Source organism: Mesorhizobium sp. WSM4829, from assembly GCF_055811475.1.
In genome coordinates this window covers 421,829-443,902 of the sequence record NZ_JBVVQJ010000001.1, presented here as the reverse complement: position 1 = coordinate 443,902, position 22,074 = coordinate 421,829, and the positions used below count along the sequence as shown (strand labels likewise).

The 22,074-nt window shown below is 62.7% G+C and carries 24 protein-coding genes; 8 read left to right on the top strand and 16 right to left on the bottom strand.

Going from position 1 to position 22,074, the window contains the following annotated elements; all coding sequences use genetic code 11:
- The 7 genes from AC0L17_RS02010 to AC0L17_RS01980 form a co-directional block, all read right to left on the bottom strand.
- Positions 1 to 2,580, bottom strand: coding sequence for a sensor histidine kinase (locus AC0L17_RS02010; RefSeq protein ID WP_473514551.1), 2,580 nt, complete (start codon positions 2,578 to 2,580; stop codon positions 1 to 3).
- Positions 2,581 to 2,767: 187 nt separating this feature from the next.
- Positions 2,768 to 4,168, bottom strand: a complete 1,401-nt coding sequence (gene ahcY / locus AC0L17_RS02005) for an adenosylhomocysteinase (RefSeq protein WP_128168861.1) — start codon at positions 4,166 to 4,168, stop codon at positions 2,768 to 2,770.
- A gap of 191 nt (positions 4,169 to 4,359) precedes the next feature.
- Positions 4,360 to 4,656, bottom strand: a complete 297-nt coding sequence (locus AC0L17_RS02000) for an HPr family phosphocarrier protein (protein WP_473514550.1) — start codon at positions 4,654 to 4,656, stop codon at positions 4,360 to 4,362.
- Positions 4,653 to 5,054: a PTS sugar transporter subunit IIA gene (locus AC0L17_RS01995; protein WP_027152037.1), complete on the bottom strand. Its 402-nt coding sequence runs from the start codon at positions 5,052 to 5,054 to the stop codon at positions 4,653 to 4,655. The genes AC0L17_RS02000 and AC0L17_RS01995 overlap by 4 nt, the downstream gene beginning before the upstream one ends.
- Positions 5,055 to 5,216: 162 nt before the next feature.
- Positions 5,217 to 5,678 carry an HPr kinase/phosphorylase gene (locus AC0L17_RS01990; protein ID WP_473514549.1) on the bottom strand — a complete coding sequence of 154 codons (462 nt, stop codon included), beginning with the start codon at positions 5,676 to 5,678 and terminating at the stop codon, positions 5,217 to 5,219.
- 120 nt (positions 5,679 to 5,798) lie between these two features.
- The gene (locus tag AC0L17_RS01985; protein WP_473514548.1) at positions 5,799 to 7,580 is read right to left on the bottom strand and encodes a stimulus-sensing domain-containing protein; all 1,782 of its coding nucleotides are present in this window, start codon (positions 7,578 to 7,580) and stop codon (positions 5,799 to 5,801) included.
- Between the two features lie 141 nt (positions 7,581 to 7,721).
- Positions 7,722 to 8,423, bottom strand: a complete 702-nt coding sequence (locus AC0L17_RS01980; RefSeq protein ID WP_023796909.1) for a response regulator transcription factor — start codon at positions 8,421 to 8,423, stop codon at positions 7,722 to 7,724.
- 344 nt (positions 8,424 to 8,767) lie between these two features.
- Here AC0L17_RS01980 and AC0L17_RS01975 point away from each other — a divergent pair, with 344 nt between their 5' ends.
- The 4 genes from AC0L17_RS01975 (at position 8,768) to AC0L17_RS01960 (ending at position 12,598) form a co-directional block, all read left to right on the top strand.
- A complete protein-coding gene (locus tag AC0L17_RS01975; RefSeq protein ID WP_473514547.1) occupies positions 8,768 to 10,378 on the top strand; it encodes a phosphoenolpyruvate carboxykinase in 1,611 nt (536 codons plus the stop codon).
- Between the two features lie 142 nt (positions 10,379 to 10,520).
- A complete protein-coding gene (gene arfB / locus AC0L17_RS01970; protein WP_023796911.1) occupies positions 10,521 to 10,958 on the top strand; it encodes an alternative ribosome rescue aminoacyl-tRNA hydrolase ArfB in 438 nt (145 codons plus the stop codon).
- Between the two features lie 180 nt (positions 10,959 to 11,138).
- Entirely contained in the window at positions 11,139 to 11,612 is a 474-nt protein-coding gene (gene lysM / locus AC0L17_RS01965) for a peptidoglycan-binding protein LysM (RefSeq protein WP_236377976.1), read from the top strand.
- A 368-nt stretch (positions 11,613 to 11,980) separates the two neighbouring features.
- Entirely contained in the window at positions 11,981 to 12,598 is a 618-nt protein-coding gene (locus tag AC0L17_RS01960) for an alpha-ketoglutarate-dependent dioxygenase AlkB family protein (RefSeq protein ID WP_473514546.1), read from the top strand.
- Between the two features lie 238 nt (positions 12,599 to 12,836).
- Here AC0L17_RS01960 and coaA read toward each other — a convergent pair whose 3' ends face one another.
- From coaA to hisB, 9 genes are all read right to left on the bottom strand, one after another.
- Complete coding sequence (coaA, locus tag AC0L17_RS01955; protein WP_473514545.1) at positions 12,837 to 13,796, bottom strand: type I pantothenate kinase; 960 nt, start codon at positions 13,794 to 13,796, stop codon at positions 12,837 to 12,839.
- Between the two features lie 24 nt (positions 13,797 to 13,820).
- The gene (locus AC0L17_RS01950; RefSeq protein WP_023796915.1) at positions 13,821 to 14,147 is read right to left on the bottom strand and encodes a phosphoribosyl-ATP diphosphatase; all 327 of its coding nucleotides are present in this window, start codon (positions 14,145 to 14,147) and stop codon (positions 13,821 to 13,823) included.
- Positions 14,148 to 14,238: 91 nt separating this feature from the next.
- Positions 14,239 to 15,033: an imidazole glycerol phosphate synthase subunit HisF gene (gene hisF, locus AC0L17_RS01945; RefSeq protein ID WP_473514610.1), complete on the bottom strand. Its 795-nt coding sequence runs from the start codon at positions 15,031 to 15,033 to the stop codon at positions 14,239 to 14,241.
- The gene (locus AC0L17_RS01940; protein ID WP_473514544.1) at positions 15,030 to 15,866 is read right to left on the bottom strand and encodes an arginase family protein; all 837 of its coding nucleotides are present in this window, start codon (positions 15,864 to 15,866) and stop codon (positions 15,030 to 15,032) included. Before AC0L17_RS01940 ends, hisF begins: the two co-directional genes overlap by 4 nt.
- Positions 15,863 to 16,612, bottom strand: a complete 750-nt coding sequence (gene hisA, locus AC0L17_RS01935; protein WP_473514543.1) for a 1-(5-phosphoribosyl)-5-[(5-phosphoribosylamino)methylideneamino]imidazole-4-carboxamide isomerase — start codon at positions 16,610 to 16,612, stop codon at positions 15,863 to 15,865. The genes AC0L17_RS01940 and hisA overlap by 4 nt, the downstream gene beginning before the upstream one ends.
- A 3-nt stretch (positions 16,613 to 16,615) precedes the next feature.
- A complete protein-coding gene (locus AC0L17_RS01930; RefSeq protein WP_023796919.1) occupies positions 16,616 to 16,906 on the bottom strand; it encodes a DUF1330 domain-containing protein in 291 nt (96 codons plus the stop codon).
- Between the two features lie 4 nt (positions 16,907 to 16,910).
- Positions 16,911 to 17,561 carry an imidazole glycerol phosphate synthase subunit HisH gene (hisH, locus tag AC0L17_RS01925; protein WP_287319187.1) on the bottom strand — a complete coding sequence of 217 codons (651 nt, stop codon included), beginning with the start codon at positions 17,559 to 17,561 and terminating at the stop codon, positions 16,911 to 16,913.
- Position 17,562: 1 nt separating this feature from the next.
- The gene (locus AC0L17_RS01920; protein ID WP_287213982.1) at positions 17,563 to 18,039 is read right to left on the bottom strand and encodes a DUF2628 domain-containing protein; all 477 of its coding nucleotides are present in this window, start codon (positions 18,037 to 18,039) and stop codon (positions 17,563 to 17,565) included.
- A 3-nt stretch (positions 18,040 to 18,042) separates the two neighbouring features.
- Positions 18,043 to 18,642 (bottom strand): imidazoleglycerol-phosphate dehydratase HisB, encoded by a 600-nt coding sequence (gene hisB, locus AC0L17_RS01915; RefSeq protein ID WP_091592962.1) that lies wholly within the window; start codon positions 18,640 to 18,642, stop codon positions 18,043 to 18,045.
- 235 nt (positions 18,643 to 18,877) lie between these two features.
- Between hisB and hslV the strand changes: the two genes are divergently transcribed.
- From hslV to hslU, 4 genes are all read left to right on the top strand, one after another.
- Complete coding sequence (hslV, locus tag AC0L17_RS01910; RefSeq protein ID WP_123146230.1) at positions 18,878 to 19,429, top strand: ATP-dependent protease subunit HslV; 552 nt, start codon at positions 18,878 to 18,880, stop codon at positions 19,427 to 19,429.
- A gap of 73 nt (positions 19,430 to 19,502) precedes the next feature.
- Positions 19,503 to 20,048, top strand: a complete 546-nt coding sequence (locus AC0L17_RS01905; protein WP_473514609.1) for a GNAT family N-acetyltransferase — start codon at positions 19,503 to 19,505, stop codon at positions 20,046 to 20,048.
- Between the two features lie 40 nt (positions 20,049 to 20,088).
- Positions 20,089 to 20,688, top strand: a complete 600-nt coding sequence (locus AC0L17_RS01900) for a DUF2585 domain-containing protein (protein WP_473514542.1) — start codon at positions 20,089 to 20,091, stop codon at positions 20,686 to 20,688.
- Between the two features lie 4 nt (positions 20,689 to 20,692).
- On the top strand, positions 20,693 to 22,006 hold the full coding sequence (hslU, locus tag AC0L17_RS01895) for an ATP-dependent protease ATPase subunit HslU (RefSeq protein WP_473514541.1): 1,314 nt from the start codon (positions 20,693 to 20,695) through the stop codon (positions 22,004 to 22,006).
- Positions 22,007 to 22,074 lie beyond the last annotated feature (68 nt).

Sequence of the window (22,074 nt, the reverse complement as noted above, 5' to 3'; positions counted from 1 at the left end):
CTACTCGGCCGCCGCGCGGATGCCGGACGGCGTGTCGGGAAAGGCACAAATGACGGTGGTGCCCATGTCCTTGCCGGTTTCGATGCGGACACTGCCGCCATGCAGTTCGACAAAGCTCTTGACGATCGACAGGCCGAGGCCGGGGCCGCGCCGGCGGCCGCCATTGGTGCGCGGTTCGAAACGGCGGAACACGGAATCGAGCAGGTCCGGCGGCATGCCGGGACCGTCGTCGTGAACGGAGAATTCCACGCCTTCGGCAAGCGAGCGGCAGGCGAGCGTGATGGTGCTCGCCTCCGGTGCGTAGTTCGCGGCATTGCTCAGCAGATTGTAGAGGATCTGGCGGATTCGGATTTCGTCGCCGTGGAACGTCTTTGGCGCAGTGGTCGCATCGATCTTGAGCCTGATCGCATGCTCCTCCAGCCGGTCGGCAACAAGCTCGGCAGCGGCAGCGATGGTCCGGTCGACGTGAACTTCGGAGATATCGAGCTCCATGATGCCGGCATCCACGGTCGCCAGATCGAGGATGTCGTTGACGATGGTGAGCAGGACCGAGGAAGACGAACTGACATGCTCGACATATTCGCTCTGCTTCTGGTTCAATGGCCCGGTCGAGGGCAGCGAAAGCAGCTCGGTGAAGCCGATGATGTTGGTCAGCGGCGAGCGCAGCTCGTAGGAGACGTGCTGCACAAACTCGTTCTTGAGCTGGTCGGATTTTTCCAGCGCCTCATTCTTGTCCTTCAGCGCCCGCTCGACATTGACGCTGTCGGTGACGTCGACGAAGGTCATCATCACCTGCCCGTTGGGCAGCGGGATCATCGCGTAGCGCAGCACGGTGCCGTTGTTCAGCTCGGTCTGGCCGTGGCGGTCGCGGCGCTCGTCGTCGAAACCGGTGACGGCGGCAACGAACCCGCGCCAGGGGCTGTCGGCGGCGCGCCGGTCGCACAGATCGCGGATCGTGGAGACGTGAACGTTGGACTTGGCGGCGTCGGCGTCGAGCCCCCAAAGTGCTGCGAATGCCGGGTTCGACAATCTGAGCCTGCCGTCGGGGCCGAACACGGCTACGCCTTCGGCAAGATTGTCGAGCGTTTCGCCCTGGACCCGCACCGCGGTCTGGTAGCGGCTTTCAAGGTCCATCTTCTCGGTCAGGTTCTCGAACACCCAGGTGACGCCACCTTTGGGCTGCGGATTGGCGACGACGCGGATGGTCTTGCCGTCCGGCAAATGCCACCAATGTTCCTGCGACTCGACCGCGCGATAGGCGCCAAGCAGGCTTTCCTTCCAGCGCCGCCATTCGGGCTGCTCGGCGATCTTGCCTTCGCTGCGCAGCCGGTCGAGCAACAAGGCGTTGTCCGGAGCGCTGTGCAGGAAGCCGGCGTCGAGACCCCATAGTTTCTGAAACGCCTGGTTGAAAAACTGCAGTTTTTCGTCGGTATCGAAAATCGCCACGGCGGTGTTGAGCTGGTCGAGCGTGTCGGCATGGCTGCGCACGGTCCGCTCATATTCGCTACGGATCGTTTCGATGGCGCTGGTGTCGCAGGCGAGACCCGCCGAGCCGTCCGCGCCGGCGAAGTCGGTCACGGCGAACATGCGGCGGTCGCCTTCGATCACGGTGGAAAGCGCCTGCTCGAAGACGGGATGCGACTTGTGCTGCGCAGCGATCGCATCGCGCGCCTGGCCGCCCAGGAACTCCTTCGCGTCGCGAACCGCAGCTTCGGCGTTTTCCGCCTCGACCGCCCTGGCATAGGCGCGGTTGACCCATTTCAGCCGCCCGTCCGCCGAGCGCAGCCAGGCTGGCATGCTGAGTGCGTTGAAAAGACCGAGCATGGTGTCATAGTCGGCGGCAAGGCGCTGGTTCTCAATTCTTAGCCTGGCCTCGCTTCGCTGCGTTTCAGAAAGCGAGACGAAGCGGACGAGCATGTGTGCTGCGCTCTTGCGGCCGTGCACTTCGAGCGGCGCCCCGGCCTGCGATTCGATGACGAGATCGAACGGCTTCGCCTTTTCCCGCAGTCCCGCCACGGCATTCTCGAGCGCCGCCGCCGAGCGCGGCATCAGCCAACGGCCAAAGGCGAGGAAGGCGGCACGGTCTTCCGGAGCCCCGCTTTCAACCGGCAATGTCCCGACGAGCTCGGGCTTTTTGTTTTCCGATGCCCACACGACGACACGCTGGCCGCGCAGGTTGAGCAGCGCCTCGGAGCGCTGCAGCGCAGCGTTGACGTCGGCCAGGCGGGCTCTGAGTTCGCCATTCTGGGCCGAGGTGCGCGCCCGTTCGCGGATCAGGAAAATGGCCGAGACAAGTGCCGCGCCCATGACGCCGACAAACATGGCGAGTTGCATGACCTCGACCGTGCTGACCGACAGCCCGGTTTTGGGCCCAGCCGCGTGGGATGCAGCAGCCGGTCCAGCGTGTGCCGAAAGGCCAAGCAGCGGGCCGGCGAGCGCGGAACAAGCAAGCAATTTTCCGACGCGGGCGCCAGCGCGCCATAAGAGGCTTCCGCCTCTGGCAGCGGAACCCGTGGTCGCCATATCGTTGTGGCCGCCGGAAACGGCCTGTCCCGCGCAAGGCGGGTAATCCCCCGGCATGTCCTGGTCCTCTTCGCCGCCTGAATGCAAGACCGCCCTGATGCGGGCCTCGGCCCTCGTCCCCGGGCCCGCGAATCAGCACCATAGCGCTTGCGCGAATCGGCGTGAAGAATCAATCCGCGCAAAAATAAAGCCGGGCGAAAGTCAATCGCCCGGCCTCAATATCTAGTGGTAATTTCCGCTGTGGTTAATAGCGGTAGTGTTCCGGCTTGAACGGTCCCTGCGGGGTCACGCCGATATAGGCGGCCTGTTCGCCGGACAGTTCGGTAAGCCGGGCGCCGAGCTTGTCGAGATGCAGGCGCGCGACCTTTTCATCGAGATGCTTCGGCAGGACATAGACCTGGTTCTGATACTGGCCGGGCTTGCTGTACAGCTCGATCTGGGCCAGCACCTGGTTGGTGAAGGACGCCGACATGACGAAGCTCGGGTGGCCGGTGGCGTTGCCGAGATTGAGCAGGCGGCCTTCCGACAAAAGGATCATCCGCTTGCCGTCCGGGAAGGTGATCATGTCGACCTGCGGCTTGATGTTGGTCCACTTCAGATTGCGCAGCGACGCCACCTGGATCTCGTTGTCGAAGTGGCCGATATTGCCGACGATCACCATGTCCTTCATCGCCCGCATATGGTCGATGGTGACGACATCCTTGTTGCCGGTGGTGGTGATGATGATGTCGGCGGTCGGGGCGGCATCTTCGAGGGTGACGACTTCGAAGCCGTCCATTGCCGCCTGCAATGCGCAGATCGGATCGACCTCGGTGACCTTGACGCGGGCGCCGGCGCCCTTGAGCGACGCCGAAGAGCCCTTGCCGACGTCGCCATAGCCGCAGACGACCGCAACCTTGCCGGCCATCATCGTGTCGGTGCCGCGGCGAATGCCGTCGACCAGCGATTCCTTGCAGCCATATTTATTGTCGAATTTCGACTTGGTCACGCTGTCGTTGACGTTGATCGCCGGGAACGGCAGCAGGCCCTTCTTCTGCAACTGATAGAGCCGGTTGACGCCGGTCGTCGTCTCTTCGGTGACGCCGCGGATCGCCTCCTTCTGCTTGGCGAAGAAGCCGGGCGATGCCGCCATCCGCTTCTTGATCTGGGCAAACAGGATTTCTTCCTCCTCGCTGCCTGGATTGGAGAGCACATCCTCGCCGGCTTCGGCACGCGCGCCGATCAGGATGTACATGGTGGCATCGCCGCCATCGTCGAGGATCATGTTGGAGGTGCCGCCATCGGCCCACTGGAATATCTTGTCGGTGTAGACCCAGTAGTCCTCGAGCGACTCGCCCTTGACCGCGAAGACCGGAATGCCGGCCTCGGCGATGGCCGCGGCCGCATGGTCCTGGGTCGAGAAGATGTTGCAGGAGGCCCAGCGGATCTCGGCGCCGAGCGCCTTCAGCGTTTCGATCAGCACCGCCGTCTGGATGGTCATGTGCAGCGAGCCGGTGATGCGCGCGCCCTTGAGCGGCTGCGCCTTGCCAAATTCTTCGCGGCAGGCCATCAGGCCCGGCATTTCGGTTTCGGCGATCTCGATCTCCTTGCGGCCCCAGCCGGCAAGCGAGATGTCGGCGACCACATAGTCATTGCTACCCGTCATGGCAGTGCTCCGATCAAGAATTGTCTTCGGGATGCGCCCGCGCCGGAAGGCGTGTCGAAGGGCGCGAGTTGCCGGCCTGACTAGCAGATCGTCGGTCGGACGACAATGGGATATAAAGAAATCTTTATCCGTGCATGTCCTCAGAGGCGCGCCGGCGCGAAATCGGGTTCAGCCGCGACGCGCTCCAGGCGTCAGGACTCTTCGCCGAAGCGGGAGGCGACCAGTTGCTCCAGCGCGTCGATCACCTGCTCGGCCTCCGGGCCGCTGGCGGAGACGCGGATCGAATAGCCGGGGCTTGCCGCCAGCATCATGAGGCCCATGATCGAGGTGCCACCAACCGTGACGCCGTCCTTCTCGACCTGGACGGAGGCGTCGAAGCCGCTGGCAACCTGAACGAATTTTGCCGAGGCGCGGGCATGCAGGCCACGCTGGTTGACGATTGGAAATTCCCGGACGATGTCACCCTTGTTGGCCGACAGCGCGCTCATTTGCTGCTCAGAAGCTGGCTGGCGACATTGATGTATTTGCGGCCTGCCGCCTGCGCCTCGTCCAGCGCTGCGCTCATATTGTCGCCCTTGCGAATGCTGGACAGCTTGATCAGCATCGGCAGGTTCATGCCGGCAATGACCTCGGTACGACCGGATTCCATCACCGAAATTGCAAGATTGGAAGGCGTGCCGCCGAACATGTCTGTCAAGACGATGACGCCCGCTCCCGTGTCGACACGGGCAACGGCATCGATGATGTCGCTGCGGCGCTGCTCCATATCGTCATCGGCGCCGATCGCGACGGTCTCGAAACTGTCTTGTGGCCCGACGACATGTTCCACGGCATGGCGGAATTCGGCGGCCAGTTGACCGTGCGTTACAAGCACGAGTCCGATCATTCTTTGGTGGCTCCCGTCATCGCCGATTCACAGGCGTTTCATGCTCGCCGGCCTTTTCAGGCGGCGGGAGCGCTATCTTGTCGACGCGAGGCGCGTTGACAAGCCCAAAATTGCACAGGCGCAGGCCATTTTGACGCATTGCAGCAACAATTCGAAATCGCATCATACGAAAGGCGTAATTGGCAGCCGCGCCATCACGGCCGGCAGGGCCGCCGGAACATTGCGTTCGGCAAGATCAATACGCGGCACCGGACAGCCCGCGATGAACTCGCTGGCATCTTCCTGGAAGCGGTCCATTTCGCTTGTCGGGACCAGCCGGACGCAAAGGTCGATGACGCCGCCGGGCTCGAACGACAATGGCCGCGGGCCGAATCCGGGCACCTCGGCGAGGCCGGCGATGGGAGCGGGCACCCGGCAGACCAGCCGCCCCGCGTGATCGGCCGCGAGGAGCCTGTCGTCACCGATCAGCCGCGAAAACAATCCACGTTGGCGGCAATGATCGATGAGGGCGAACGCCAGCGTCGTCTTGCCCGACCCGGACGGTCCCGTGATGAGGACACCACGCTCGCCGATCAGGATCGCCGTGCCGTGAATGTTCTCAGCCTTCACAGTCGGCTCAGGCATGATTCTTGTCCGGAAACCGGTCGCCACTTTTCGGGATCATGCTTTTTGGTTCACGCATGATCTTGTCCGAAAACCGGTTCCCACTTTTCGCTGCGCGGACCTTCGGTTCGGGATCATGCGTCAGCCTTCCGCCGGCAGTGTCACGACGAAACGCGCGCCCTTGATCTCGCCGGGTTTGGTGCCCGGGATGTTCTCGGCGGTCAGCGTGCCGCCATGGGCTTCGACGATCTGCCTGCTGATCGACAGGCCAAGACCCGAGTTCTGGCCGAACGCCTCGCCGGCCGGCCGGTCGGTGTAGAAGCGCTCGAAGATGCGGTCGATGTTGTCGGCCCTTATACCGGGACCATTGTCGTCGACGGTGATGATGTTGACCTTGCCGGCGCGCGCCAGCGATATGGCGATGTGGCCGCGCTCCTCAGGAACGAAGGAGCGGGCATTCTCGATCAGGTTGGTGATGACTTGGCCGATCCTCAGATCATGGCCGGCGACGAAATAGCCTTTGACGCCCTGCGGCAGTTTGGCGACCTTGAACTCGATGTCGACCGTCTTCTTGTTGCGCGTGGCCGTGCGCGAAACGTCGACCAGATCGGTGATGAATTTCTTGAGATCCACGGTTCCTGCGTCTTCGCGCGCGAGCTCGGCGTCAAGACGGGAGGCATCGGAAATGTCGGTGATGAGACGGTCCAGCCGCCGGACGTCGTGCTGGATGACCTCCATCAGCCGGGCGCGCGACGCCTCGTTCTTGGCCAGAGGCAGGGTCTCTACCGCGCTGCGCAGCGAGGTCAGCGGGTTCTTCAATTCGTGCGATACGTCGGCCGCGAAACTTTCGATCGCCTCGATGCGGGCGTAGAGCGCATTGGTCATGTCGCGCACGGCGATCGACAGATTGCCGATCTCGTCCTGCCGATCGGAGAAGTCCGGGATTTCCTCGCGATTCTTGACGCCGCGCCGCACCCTGACCGCCGCCGCCGACAGCCGGCGCAGCGGGTTGGCGATGGTCGAAGCAAGCAGCATCGACAGGATGGCGGTGACAAGGGCGGCGATGCCGAAGACGCGCAGGATCGCCTTGCGCTCGGCCGCGACGATCTTGTCGATGTCGCCGCCTTCCGTCGACAGCATCAGCACGCCGAGGACGGCGCGGAAGCGCTGGATTGGCACGGCGACCGAAACAATCTGCTCGCCCTGTTCGGAGATCCGCACGATGGTCGACGGGCTGCCGGTAAGCGCTTTGACCACCTCCGGAAATGCAGCGCCGTTGCCGCCCGGCTGCTCATGGTAGACCGGCAGCGCGGTGTTGCGGAAAAAGTCGAAGACGAATTTCTGGATTCGCTCGAGAAGATCGGGCTCTTCCTTGTCGGTCGGCGGCAGATCGTAGCGAAGGATCTGGCCGCGCGAATAGAGGTGGCGCGAATCGAGCAGCAGATTGGCGTCGCGGTCATAGATCCGGGCGCGCGTCCGCGTCGGCGAAATCAAGCGCCTGAGCACCGGCGCGACGCGCTCCGGATTGATCGGAAAGTCCAGATTGTCGAGTTGATCGGAGCCGGGGCCCAGGCTTTCGCCGGCCTGCAGTTCAAGCAGCTTTTCCGGATCGATGCTGATCGAATCGGTCTCGACCGTCGCCGATGCGGCGATCGCGCCGGCGATGATCTCGCCCTGGGTCATCAGGCTCTCGACGCGGGCATCGATCAGCCCGTCGCGAAACGTGTTGAGGTAGAGAATGCCGGTGACCAGGACGGCCAGGCCGGCGAGGTTGAGGAAGAGAATGCGCCGCGTCAGGCTGGAAAAGATATGGTGGCCGAGGAAGCGGCGCATCGGCACCGTGATCCTCGACAGGAATGCGGGCAGAATCCGCGACGGGCGCCGGGCGCCCGTCCGTCTCACTCGCTCTACGTCCACTGCCATCGAATAGCAGCCCCCGCTTAGTAATTAGTGAGTAGGCAGTAGGGAATAGAGAAATGGTTGGCTGAGGTCGCGGCGATGCTGAGTGGCCGTTCGCACCATTCAAAACTGACTACCGACTATTCCCTACTGCCTATTGCCTATTTACGCTTCGCGAAACCGATATCCGACTCCGTAAAGGGTTTCGATCATCTCGAAGTCATCATCGACGGCCTTGAACTTCTTGCGAAGGCGCTTGATGTGACTGTCGATGGTGCGGTCATCGACATAGACCTGCTCATCATAGGCCGAATCCATCAGCGCATCACGGCTTTTTACCACACCGGGGCGTTGGGCCAGAGAATGCAGGATCAGGAATTCGGTGACGGTAAGCGTCACCGGCTCGCCTTTCCAGGTGCAGGTGTGGCGCTCCTGGTCCATGACAAGCTGGCCGCGCTCAAGCGAACGGGCCTGCTGGTTGGGCGTCTTGGCCGACGCCTCGCGGGCGCTGGCACGGCGCAGCACGGCGCGAACCCGCTCGACCAGAAGACGCTGCGAGAAGGGTTTGCGGATAAAGTCGTCGGCGCCCATCTTGAGGCCGAAAAGCTCATCGATCTCGTCGTCCTTGGAGGTCAGGAAGATCACCGGCAGGTCGGATTTCTGGCGCATCCGGCGCAGAAGCTCCATGCCGTCCATGCGCGGCATCTTGATGTCGAGGATGGCGAGATTCGGCGGGCGCGCCGCCAGACCTTCCAGCGCCGACGCCCCATCCGTATAGGTTTCGACGCGATACCCCTCCGATTCGAGGGCGATCGACACCGAAGTCAGAATGTTGCGGTCGTCGTCGACAAGCGCGATTGTTGCCATTTCAAGTGGCTCCCTCATGAGCTGTCCCTTCTTTGGTCGAGAAGGGGCTTTTGCAGGACAAATTAGGTACAAAATGTGGCACAGGCTTCGTCCGCTGTCACGAGCGGCATGCCGGCGGCCACAATTTAACCTCAACATGGATTGGACCGATACAGACCGCCAATCCTTTGGGCACCCGCCTGATTTTTCGCACATATAAACGATTTAAACAACTTTCAAAATATTTAAATCGATTAAATATTTGATATCATTTGGCTTTTCTGGTTCTGACCGTTACAGTCTCCATCGTTGGGGGCTCCGGAAGTTCGCCGGCCATGATGCTGCAATCGAAGAAGGAACCCCTCATGTCGGAAGCCGGCAAACGCAATCCCGCATGGGCGATCGACCGGATCGGCCTGAAAACCACCGGCGTGGTGCGCTATAATTTCGGCGAGGCCGTCCTTTACGAGGAGGCGATCCGCCGCGGCGAGGCCCGGCTTACCGCGCATGGCGCACTGGTCGCCGAGACCGGGCAGCACACCGGCCGCTCGCCCAAGGACAAATTCGTCGTGCGCGACGAGACCACCGGGCCGCATGTCTGGTGGGACAACAACAAGTCGATTTCGCCGGCCCAGTTCGACACGCTGCTCGCCGATTTTCGCGCCCACGCGGCGGGCAAGGATCTTTATGTGCAGGATTTGGTCGGCGGCGCCGATGAGGACTTGAAGCTGACGACCCGGGTCGTCACCGAGTTTGCCTGGCACTCCTTGTTCATCCGCAATCTGCTCATTCGCCCGGAAGCCGCCGAGCTCGAGCATTTTGTGCCCGAGTTGACGATCATCGACCTGCCGTCGTTCCGTGCCGATCCCGTCCGCCACGGCACCCGAACCGGAACGGTGATCGCCGTCGACCTCTCGCGCATGATCGTGCTGATCGGCGGCACCTCCTATGCCGGCGAAATGAAAAAATCGGTGTTCACCGTGCTCAACTATCTGTTGCCGGCGAAGGGCGTGATGCCGATGCATTGCTCGGCCAATGAAGGCGCCGGCGGAGACGCGGCCATCTTCTTCGGCCTCTCGGGAACCGGCAAGACGACGCTGTCGGCCGATCCGTCGCGCACGCTGGTCGGCGACGACGAGCACGGCTGGGGTCCGCATGGCATCTTCAACTTCGAAGGCGGCTGCTATGCCAAGACGATTAAGCTTTCGGCCGAAGCCGAGCCGGAGATCTTCGCCACCACCCAGCGCTTCGGCACTGTGCTGGAGAATGTGGTGCTCGACGCCGGCCGCGTGCCGGATTTCAACGACGGCAATCTCACTGAAAACACGCGCTGCGCCTATCCGCTCCACTTCATCCCCAACGCCAGCAAGACAGGCCGCGCCGGTCACCCGAAAAACATCATCATGCTGACCGCCGACGCATTCGGCGTGATGCCGCCGATCGCCCGGCTGACCCCGGCGCAGGCGATTTATCATTTCCTCTCCGGCTACACCGCCAAGGTGGCAGGGACCGAAAAGGGCGTCACCGAACCCGAAGCGACGTTTTCGACCTGTTTCGGCGCACCGTTCATGCCGCGCCATCCGTCGGAATACGGCAATCTGCTGCGCGAGCTGATCGCCCATCACGGTGTCGATTGCTGGCTGGTCAACACCGGCTGGACCGGCGGCGCCTACGGCACCGGCAAGCGGATGCCGATCAAGGCGACGCGGGCGCTGCTCGCCGCGGCGCTCGACGGCTCGCTGAAAGGGGCCGATTACCGGACCGACGCCAATTTTGGTTTCGAGGTGCCGGTGGCGGTCGCGGGCGTCGACCGTGCCATTCTCGATCCAAGATCGACATGGGCCGATACCTCAGCCTATGACCTGCAGGCGGCAAGGCTGGTCGGCATGTTCGCCGTCAATTTCGAGAAATTCGAACCGCATGTCGACGCCATCGTGCTCGGCGCCGCGCCGCGCATGCGCGAAGCCGCGGAATAGTCGCCAGCCGGCTACCAGGCCCGGGCCGGGATCGGGATCGGGCAAGGGCCCGACCCGGGGATCGGGTACGCCCGGGCCGGGATCGGGAAGCCCCGACCCGGGGGGCCTTTTCTTTTTTCGTTCGCCGCGCCATGACTGCGGCATGAACGCCGACGACAAGATCATCATTGCCGACGATGCGGTGATCCATCCGGATGACCTGCACGAGGACTTCATCCGCTCGTCCGGCCCCGGCGGCCAGAACGTCAACAAGGTGGCGACGGCGGTGCAATTGCGCTTCGATGCGGCGAATGCGCCGGGCCTGTCGGAGCGCGTCCGCGAGCGAACCATAAGGCTGGCCGGCCAGCGCGCCACCAAGGACGGCGTTATCGTCATCGAGGCCGGACGCTTCCGCACGCAAGAGCAGAACCGGGCGGACGCCCGGGCGCGGCTTGCCGAACTGGTTGCCAAGGCCGCCGAACCGCCGCCGCCGCCGCGCAAGAAGACGAGGCCGTCGAAAGGCGCGGTCGAAAGGCGGCTGAAGACCAAGGCTGGGCGCGGCACGATCAAGAAGCTGCGCGGTCGGGTTGACGACGATTGACGCGCGTCCACCCGGACGCAAAGGGTGCGCGCTCGGGCAGCCACGCATGGTGCTTTTCCAAAAATCGATTCCGAGTTCTGGGCCGATGCGGCAGGCGCGACATCGATCGCGGTCGAGACCGCTTCCAATTCGAGGTTGCAGGTGGCAAGTTCGGTATTCGTCACAGCAAGGAGACCGCAGATGGGCATGTTTGATTTCGTCAAGGGCGTCGGCAAGAAGCTCGGCTTCGGCGACGATGAGCCGGAGCCAACCGCCGATACGCTGAAGAAGGAACTCGATTCGCACGCGCTCGGCACCGACAATGTGGAAGTCGACGTCAAGGGCGATACGGCTGTGCTGAAAGGCGTAGTCAAGGATCAGTCGATCTTCGAAAAAGCCATCATCGCCGTCGGCAACACGCTCGGTGTGTCCAAGGTGCAGGCGGATGAATTGCAGGTCGCCGCACCCGAGGCCGGCACGCCCGCAGCCCCGGCCAAGCAACCGACCTTCTACACAGTCAAGAAAGGCGACAATCTCTGGAAGATCGCCGAAAAGAGCTATGGCAAGGGCAAGGGTGCGAAGAACACGATCATTTTCGAGGCCAACAAGCCGATGCTGACCGACCCGGACAAGATCTATCCAGGGCAGGTTCTGCGCATCCCGGATCTCGACTAAGGTATGTTGATATTCAGGTGATGCCGGCCTGCAAACGGCGGTTTCCTGCGCTTACTACAGCGCCGCGCGCCTTGTTGGGCGCGCAAAGGACGCTGTAGAACTTTGGTTTTGCGCATGACCTGAAATCGATCTCGATTTCGGGGTCATGCGCGGGCTCACGTACTTAAGTACGCTCCGCTCCGGTTCTCGGAAACCACCTGTTTGGTCGCTTCGCGCCCGTCTTCGACTCCGGCTCGGCCTGACCTGAATCTCACCACACCTTAAGCTGGCGATTGCCATCCAAGGACAAGAACGGCGGCTTTCGGGTCGCCGTTCTCGTTTGTTGGTGGCATTGTCCGCCAGATGAACCCGATGAAGCGACCAAGCTGATGCTCGTTCTGCCCAAAGGCGTCCGCCACATGCCCCTCTATCTGTCCCGCGCCGTGCAGGAAGCGCTGGTCGAGGATGTGAGGCAGGTCGTGCAGGAAGCGCCGCTGTTCGTGCCGGCGATGCCGCGCACCGGCAAGGAGATGAGCGTGCGCATGACCAATTGCGGTTCGCTTGGCTGGGTCACCGACAAGCAGCACGGCTATCGCTACCAGCCGACGCACCCGGTGACCGGGACGCCCTGGCCGCCAATCCCGGACGTGATGCTGGAGCTGTGGCGCGAGGTGTCTGCCTATCCCCATCCACCGGAGGCCTGCCTGGTCAATTTCTATTCGCCCGACGCGAAGATGGGCCTTCATCAGGACCGCGACGAGATCGATTTCTCCGCGCCGGTCGTCTCCGTTTCACTGGGCGACGATTGCCTGTTCAGGGTCGGCCAGAGCACGCGCGAAGGCAGCACCAAATCGTTCAGGTTGAAAAGCGGCGACGTCGTCGTGCTCGGCGGCGAAGGCCGCCTCTGTTTCCACGGCGTCGACCGTATCTATCCGTCGACCTCGGCACTGCTCAGGAATGGCGGCCGGATCAACCTGACGCTGCGGCGGGTGACCTATCCTGGCTAATGCTGTCGCGCAAAAGCGCGGACTTTCAAGTCGAGCCGTATCGCCGCATCACTTTTTTCAGGCATCGGATTTTCCCAAAACCGGCACCCGCTTCGTGTCACGGCCGAGGCCCGCGGCTGAGCGACCGGAAAAGATCCAGCGTTCGAGAACGACGAAGTTGACCACGGGAAGGAGAATACAGGTGAGCAGGATCGGAATCGCGACCGGCAGGCCGAGCTGCCCGCCGTTAACCGCTTCGTTACAGCTTCCTGAGCGCCACTTCCTCGACCAGATGATTGGCGCCCTTGCGCAGGATGAGATCGGCGCGGGCTCGCGTCGGCAGGATGTTCTCGCGCAGATTCTTCAGGTTGATGTTGGCCCACAGGCCTTCGGCGATGGCGCGGGCCGCTGCGTGCGAAAGTTGCGAATAGCGGTGGAAGAAGGAGTCCGGATCACGGAAGGCGGTCTCGCGCAGCCGCATGAAGCGGGCGATGTACCATTGATGGATCAGCTCCTCTTCGGCATCGATATAGATGGCGAAGTCGAAGAAATCCGACAGGAAAGGCACGATCTTGCCGTCCTTTGGCAGCTTGCCCGGCTGCAGGACGTTGATGCCTTCGAAGATCAATATGTCCGGCCGGTCGATGGTCTGGAACGCGCCGGGAACGACGTCGTAGGTCAGGTGCGAATAGACTGGCGCGCGGACATTGCGCTGCCCCGATTTGATGCCCGACAGGAAACGCAGCAGGGCGCCGACATCGTAGCTGTCGGGAAAGCCCTTGCGCTCCATCAAATTGTTGCGGCGCAGGATTTCGTTGGGAAGCAGGAAGCCGTCGGTGGTGATCAGATCGACCTTGGGGCTCGACGGCCAGCGCGCCAGCAATTCCTTGAGGACGCGCGCCGTGGTCGATTTGCCGACCGCGACGGAGCCGGCAATGCCGATGATGAAGGGCGTCTTGACGACATCCACCGCGTTGAAGAAGGCCTGGCGCTGCCTGAACAGCAGTTGGCTGGCCTCGACATGGGCCGACAACAGCCGAGATAGCGAAAGATAGATGCGCTTGACCTCTTCGAGGTCGACCGGGTCGTTGAGCGAACGCAGGCGACGGATCTCGTCCTCGCCGAGCGTCATCGGCGTGTCGGCGCGGAACTGCGACCATTCTTCCGCCGAGAAAAAACGGAAGGGCGAATATTTCTCGGTGGGGGCGAGCTGGTCCATCGAGTTTCCTGCCCTCCGCAGCGATCAGCCCCGGTCCTGCCGAGACGCCTTTTCGGCGATGCCCGAACGACCGGTGCGGCGCTCGAGTTCGGTCAGGACATCGGCAAGCGGAACGCCGGCGACGCCCAGAACGACGAGCCAATGATAGATGAGATCGGCGCTTTCCGAAACGAGGGCTTGTCTGTCACCGCCAACGGCCGCGATCACCGTTTCGACCGCCTCTTCGCCGAGCTTCTGCGCCGCCTTGTCGATGCCGCGCGCGAACAGCTTTGCCGTCCACGAATCCGGATCGCCGGAATGCGCGCGTTCCCTGATGATTGTCTCCAGATCGGAGAGCGAAAACTCAGCCATGGCGCCATCTATCTGCTTGTTTAAGCATGATCTTTTCCGAAACCGGTTCCCCCTTTTTGGCTGGCGCGGACCTTCGGTTCGGGATCATGCTTTAGAGCCGATCCCCTGACGAGTCCAGTCGCATCGGCAGGCCGGCTCGGGCCATGTGCGACTTGGCTTCAGCAATGCTGTACGTGCCGAAATGGAAAATCGATGCCGCCAGCACCGCGCCGGCATGGCCGTCGCGAATGCCCTCGACCAGGTGATCGAGCGTGCCGACGCCGCCGGAGGCGATGACCGGCGCACGCACCGCGTCGGCGACCGCGCGGGTGAGCGCGATGTCGTAGCCGGCCTTGGTGCCGTCGCGGTCCATCGACGTCAGCAGGATCTCGCCGGCGCCGCGATCGACCATCTGCCGAGCGAATTCGACCGCGTCGATGCCGGTCTTCTCGCGGCCGCCATGCGTGAAAATCTCCCAGCGGTCGGCCTCGCCTTCGCCTGACACTATCTTGGCATCGATGGCGACGACGATGCACTGGTTGCCGAACTTGTCGGCCGCCTCGGCGATGAAATCGGAATTCCTCACCGCCGCCGTGTTGATCGACACTTTGTCGGCGCCGGCCAAAAGCAGCTTTCTTATGTCGGCGACCTGGCGCACGCCGCCGCCGACGGTCAGCGGCATGAAGCATTGCTCGGCGGTGCGGGCGACGATGTCGAAGATGGTCTCGCGATTTTCGGACGAGGCGGTGATGTCGAGGAAGCAGAGCTCGTCGGCGCCGGCGGCATCATAGGCCTTGGCCGCTTCGACCGGATCGCCGGCATCGATCAGGTCGACGAAATTGACGCCTTTGACGACGCGGCCGTTCTTGACGTCGAGACAGGGGATGACGCGGGCTTTCAGCATCAGATCCTCGCATGCGCGGCAAGAAAATCGCCAAGCAATTGCCCAACGACAGGCGGAACCTCGCCTTTGGCGTCAAAGGCAGGATCGTAGGCGGACAGGGTGATGCCGACGATCGGGATCGACTTGGCCAGCCGGCAAACCAGTTGCCGCAGCTGCTCCGGATTTGGACCTCCCGGCAGCGCATAGCGGTTCACTTGCAGCACATCCGGATCGTGAACATCCAGATCAAGATGCAAATGCGCTTGGGCCGCGCCGGCCGCCTTGAGCTTTCCGACATTGTCGAGTGCATCGGTCCACTGGGCGCGAATGATCGGCAATGTCTCGAGAAGCCGCCTTTCATCTGGATCGAGGTCGCGCGCGTCGACCAGCATGCAGCGCGACGGGTCGATCGCCTGGAAGCCGGGAATCGCTGACGTCATCGGCCGCCAGCAGAGCCCCAGCGTCGTCGCCAGCGCCATGCCGTCGAGAAAGCCGTAGGCCGACGTCTCGGGCGTGTTGAGATCGCCATGCTGATCGATCCAGATGATCGAATCAGCGGCGTCGCCAGCCACCGCACCGGCGGCGGTCAGGCAATTTCCGGCGAGCACGATGGGAAAACGCTCATCGTCGCGCGCCATATCGACCTTGGTGGCGACTGCCCGACAAACCGCGAAACCTGTCGCGATTTCGCGTCTCTGGGCATCGCCGACCTCGCCGATGTCCTCGACGATGACATCATGGCCGCGCAAGGTAAGTTCATCGACAAGGCCGCCGGCAATTATGGCGTCGGGGCCCTGGCCAAAGCCGGCATGGTAAAGGCCACTGTCATAGGGTGCGAGGATGATCGAGAGTTTCATCGCGCCCTCGCCTTCTCCGGTCCGGCCGCCAGGATCGCCAATGCCTCGGCCGGATCGATACGTCCGTCATAAAGTGCACGCCCTGAGATGGCGCCTTCGAGCTTTTGCGCATCGGGCATCGTCATGCGCACGATGTCGGCGATCGAGGCGAGCCCGCCGGAGCCGATGACCGGGATGGACACGGCGTCGGCAAGATCGATGGTGGCGTCCCAGTTGATGCCGGTCAGCACACCGTCGCGGTCGATGTCGGTGTAGATGATGGCGGCAACGCCGGCGCCCTCGAACTTCTTCGCCAGTTCGATGACGCCGAGACTAGAGGCCTCGGCCCAGCCCTCGACCGCCACCTTGCCGCCCTTGGCGTCGATGCCGACGGCGATCTTGCCGGGGAATGCCTTGCAGGCCTGCCTGACCAGATCCGGATCGCGCACCGCCACCGTGCCGAGAATGATGCGGGCCAGCCCGCGATCGAGCCAGTCCTCGACCTGCGCCAGGGTGCGGATGCCGCCGCCGAGCTGCACCGGGTTTTTCGATGCCTTGAGAATGGCGCCGACCGCCGCGCCGTTGACGCTCTGGCCTTTGAAGGCGCCGTTGAGGTCGACGACATGCAGCCATTCAAAGCCCTGTTGCTCGAAAGCCCTGGCCTGCGCGGCCGGGTCGTCATTGTAAATCGTCGCGGTCGCCATATCGCCGTGCTTCAGGCGGACGCACTTGCCGTCCTTGAGGTCGATGGCTGGGAACAGGATCACCGTTCAGGCGCCTTCAACAATGACGAAGTGACCGGTCGAGGCGGCAAGCCTGTACTTCAATGCCTCCCGGTATTCAGGCGATTCGTAGCATTCTATCGCCTTGTCGTAGGACTCGAACTCGACCAGGACGTGGCGGTTGCCTGTCGGCCCTTCCGGGTTCGCATAACGCCCCGCCCGCACGGGAAACTTCGCGCCATATTTCGCAAAAGCCGCCGCGTTCGCCTCGATATACTGCTTGTAGCCCTCGGGATCGCGGACATCGACCATCGCCATCCAATAGCCTTTCTTGCTCATTTTCTTAGGGCCTCCAGCGCAGGAAATTGGTGATCAGCGCCAGGCCAAGCGCCTGGCTCTTTTCGGGATGAAACTGCGTGCCGGCGAGATTGTCGCTGATAACAGCAGCTGTAACCGGACCACCATAGTCGGCAATCGCCAGCACCTCGTCCGGCTTCTGCGCGTCGAGATGGTAGGAATGAACGAAATAGGCGTGCAGCCCCTTGCTGCCGGTCGGAATGCCGGAAAACAGCGGATGCTTGCGCGTGAGCTCGATCGTGTTCCAGCCGATCTGCGGGATTTTTAGCGCAGGATCGGCCGGAGTGATCTCCTTGACGTCGCCGGCGATCCAGCCAAAGCCTGTCGTGACAGTCTTTTCCAGGCCCCGCTCCGACATCAGCTGCATGCCGACGCAGATGCCGAGGAACGGCCGCCGCTTGACGATCGCGACCTCCTCGACCGCTTCCCACATGCCGGCCACGGCGCGCAGCCCGGCCGCGCAATCGGCATAGGCGCCGACGCCGGGCAGGACGATGCGGTCGGCGGTTCTGACACGCTCGGCATCGGCGGTCAGGTCGATGGCGGCGGCGATGCCGGCCTCGTGCGCGGCGCGCTCGAAGGCCTTGGTGGCCGAGCGCAGGTTGCCCGAGCCGTAATCGATGATCGCGACCCGCATGTCAGGGTCTTCCCGGCGTGTGCGTCAGTCCGAGCACCATTCCCGTCTGTGCCGGCCGGGCATGGGCAGCGTCCGGAACGATGCGCGGCACTGGCGCTGGCTCATCCGCATGCGCTTCGGCTTCCAGCACATAGCGCGTATCGGCATCGTCGAGCCTGTCGGCCTCGACGACGCCCCATTCGTGCCAGCCACGACGGCGCAGTGCGGCGATCCGCAAGGCCTGCCCTTCCAGCCCGACATAGAGCGATACCAGCAGCGACAGCAGCGGGCCGGCCAGCCCAAGGCTCAGCCCTTCGGCAAGCATCGAAAGCAGAGCCATGGCGACAAACGCCAGTGCTGCCTCGATCCACAACCGGTGCCAGAGCAGCCATAGCGGCGGCACGAGGAAGCCAAGCCAGGAAAACCCATCACGGACAAAGGCCGTTGTGTCAGGCTTTTCGCCGCGGCCCGGCGGTTCCATCACGACATAGACGGCCATGGCCTATCCCTTCAGAGATCCCTTGGTGGAAGGAACCGCGTCAGGCTGGCGCGGGTCGCTTTCAAGAGCGAAACGCAGCGCACGCGCCACCGCCTTGAAGCAGGTCTCGGCGATGTGGTGATTGTTGGCGCCGTAGTGGTTGGTGACATGCAGCGTGATGCCGGCATTTTGCGCCAGGGCCTGGAAGAATTCGCGCACCAGTTCAGTGTCGAACGTGCCGATCTTCGGCGACGAGAACACAACGTTCCAGACAAGGAAAGGACGGCCGGAAACGTCGATCGCCGCGCGCGTCAGCGTCTCGTCCATGGCGAGATCGATCGAGGCATAGCGCATGATGCCGCGCCGCTCGCCCAGTGCCTTGGCCAGCGCCTGACCGAGCGCGATGCCGGTGTCCTCGACCGTGTGGTGATCGTCTATGTGGAGGTCGCCCTTGGCCTTGACCGTCATGTCGATCAGCGAATGGCGCGACAGCTGGTCCAGCATGTGGTCGAAGAAGCCGACGCCCGTCGAAATATCGGATTTTCCGGAGCCGTCGACCTGGACCGATACGGAGATGTCGGTTTCCCTGGTCTTGCGGCTTGCGTTGGCGGAACGGGGCGGCATGTTCATCCTTGTCCAGAGTTCAGGCGTTCCAAGCGTCCACATGCTTGAAAACGAGAGCCTTCTAGCAGCATGATCCGGTGATTGCCAGTTGCCGTGCCAAGCAGTATCGAGCCTGGCCGATGACCGGTTGGCAATCGTCGGACCTATGCATACATAGGGTCCATCAAGTCACTCGTAATGCGCCAATCGCCCGTAATGAATCGCCTTGTCGGGACCGGTGCTGATCGGAGCAGAGATGTCGAACGAACTGACCATGCACGCCACGACGATCCTGACCGTGCGCAGGGGCGGCAAGGTGGTGATCGCCGGTGATGGCCAGGTCAGCCTTGGCCAGACAATCATGAAAGGCAACGCCAAGAAGGTGCGCCGAATCGGCAAAAGCGGCAATGTCATTGCCGGTTTCGCCGGCGCCACCGCTGACGCCTTCACGCTTCTGGAGCGGCTGGAGGCCAAGCTCGAACAATATCCGGAGCAATTGACGCGGGCCTGCGTCGAACTCGCCAAGGACTGGCGCACCGACCGCTATCTGCGCCGGCTGGAAGCGATGATGCTGGTTGCCGACAAGTCGGTCTCGCTGGCGCTGACCGGCACCGGCGACGTGCTCGAACCCGAACATGGCGTCATGGCGATCGGCTCGGGCGGCAATTATGCGCTGGCCGCGGCGCGCGCGCTGATGGACACCGACAAGGATGCCGAAGAAATCGCCCGCAAGGCGATGCAGATCGCATCCGACATTTGCGTCTACACCAACAACAATTTTGTCATCGAAACGCTCGATGCCGGCTGAGCCGGCCGCTGGCCATGATCCCGAAAAGTGGAAACCGGTTTTTGCTTCGCTGACCTTCGGTTCGCATGAGATCATGGCCAAACCAGAAAATAGATATGATTTTCGACCGGTGACGGAGGCGGACCTGCCGATGATCGCGGCATGGCTGGCCGAGCCGCATGTCGCGGAATGGTGGGACGATCCCGAGACGGAGATCGCCCAGATCCGCGAGCATATCGACAGCATTTCCGTCGAGCCGCTGATCATCGAGCTCGACGGCGAGCCGATCGGCTACATGCAGAGCTACGATCCGCATCTGGAGGACGGCCACCCCTACAGCGACCAGCCTTTCGGCACGCTCGGCATCGATCTGTCGATCGGCAGGCCCGAGCTTGTCGGACGCGGCCACGGCTCGGCAATTGTCCGGCAGTTCGTGGAACAGCTGTTCGAGGAAGGGGCACCGCGTGTCATCATCGACCCGGATCCATCCAACGGACGAGCGATCCGTGCCTATCAAAAGGCCGGGTTCAGAGCTATCGATCGCAGGCAATCGGAATATGGCGACGCCGTGCTGATGGCAATTGACGCCGAAGCGGGCGACGCGGAAGAGGGCGGCGCCCAAGAGGGCAATATCGAATAGGGTGACGCCGAACAAGGCGCCGAAGAGGGGCAGTAACAGCATGAGTACAAGCGGCGCCGACAAGACCGTCTCGGCCTATGAAGACAGCTGGCGGATGGGACTTCTGCTCGTCCTCGGCCTGATTATATTCCAGGCTGGAGCCCTTTACGGCATGGGCCGAACGCCGATCTGCGGATGCGGCTATGTCAAGCTGTGGCACGGCATCGTGCAGAGCTCGGAGAATTCCCAGCATATTTCCGACTGGTACACATTCTCGCACCTCATCCACGGCTTCCTGTTCTACGCGCTGGCGTGGGCTCTGTTCCCGCGCTCGCCGATCGGGCTCAGGCTGGCATTTGCGGTCGTCATCGAGGGCGGCTGGGAGCTTCTCGAGAACAGCCCGTTGATCATCGAGCGCTACCGCGCCGGCACGATCTCGCTCGACTATTACGGCGACAGCATCATCAATTCGGTGGCGGACACGCTTGCGATGGTGCTGGGATTTGTGATGGCGCGCAGGCTTCCTATATGGGTGATCGTGACCCTCGCTCTCATCTTCGAATTCGGTGTCGGCTACATTATCAGGGACAATCTGACACTCAACGTGATCATGCTGCTGCATCCGTTCGAGTCCATCCGGCAGTGGCAAAGTGGAATTTAGCGATATGACCACATTCTCGCCCCGCGAAATCGTTTCGGAACTCGATCGCTTCATCATCGGCCAGAAGGACGCCAAGCGCGCCGTGGCCATCGCCTTGCGCAACCGCTGGCGCCGCCAGCAGCTCGAAGGCCAGATGCGTGAAGAGGTGATGCCGAAGAACATCCTGATGATCGGCCCAACCGGCGTCGGCAAGACCGAGATATCGCGCCGCCTGGCGCGCCTTGCCGGTGCGCCGTTCGTCAAGGTCGAGGCGACCAAGTTCACCGAGGTCGGCTATGTCGGCCGCGACGTCGAGCAGATCATCCGCGACCTGGTCGAGATCGCCATCGGCCTGGTGCGCGAGAAGATGCGCGAGGACGTCAAGGCGCGCGCCCATATCAATGCCGAGGAACGCGTGCTGGAAGCGCTCGTCGGCAAGACGGCGAGCCCGGCGACGCGCGACAGTTTCCGCAAGAAGCTGCGCGACGGCGAGCTCGACGACAAGGAGATCGAGATCGAAGTGAGCGATACCGGCACCGGCGGCATGCCCGGCTTCGAGATCCCCGGCATGCCGGGCGCCAATATCGGCGTGTTGAACATCAACGACATGCTGTCGAAAGCGATGGGCGGCCAGAAGACCAAGACCCGCAAGACGACAGTGAAGGAATCCTACGCGGTGCTGGTCGGCGACGAGTCCGACAAGCTGCTCGACCAGGACGAGGTGGTGCGCAGGGCGCTCGAATCGACCGAAAACGACGGCATCGTCTTCCTCGACGAGATCGACAAGATCGCCTCGCGCGAAGGCGGCATGGGCGCCGGTGTTTCCCGCGAAGGCGTGCAGCGCGACCTGCTGCCGCTTGTCGAAGGCACCACGGTCGCGACCAAATACGGACCGGTGAAGACGGATCACATCCTGTTCATCGCATCGGGCGCGTTCCACGTTGCCAAGCCATCCGACCTGCTGCCCGAACTGCAGGGCCGTCTGCCGATCCGCGTCGAGCTGCGTGCGCTGGAAAAGGACGATTTCGTCCGCATCCTGACCGAGACCGAGGCCAGCCTGATCAAGCAGTACATCGCGCTGATGAAGACCGAGGGCGTCGATCTCGTCTTCACCGACGACGCCATCAATTCACTGGCCGGGATCGCCGTCGATCTCAACGCCAGCGTCGAGAACATCGGCGCCAGGCGACTGCAGACGGTGATGGAGCGGGTGCTGGACGAGATCTCCTATGACGCGCCGGACCGCCACGGCACGTCGGTGACAGTCGACGCCGCCTATGTGGAGAAGCATGTCGGCGATCTGTCGAGAAACACGGATCTGTCGCGATTCATCCTGTAGCAGGCGATCCATCCGCAAGAGTCGGACCGGCGGAGCCGGCACGTGTGGCCAAATGGAAGCATCTGGCC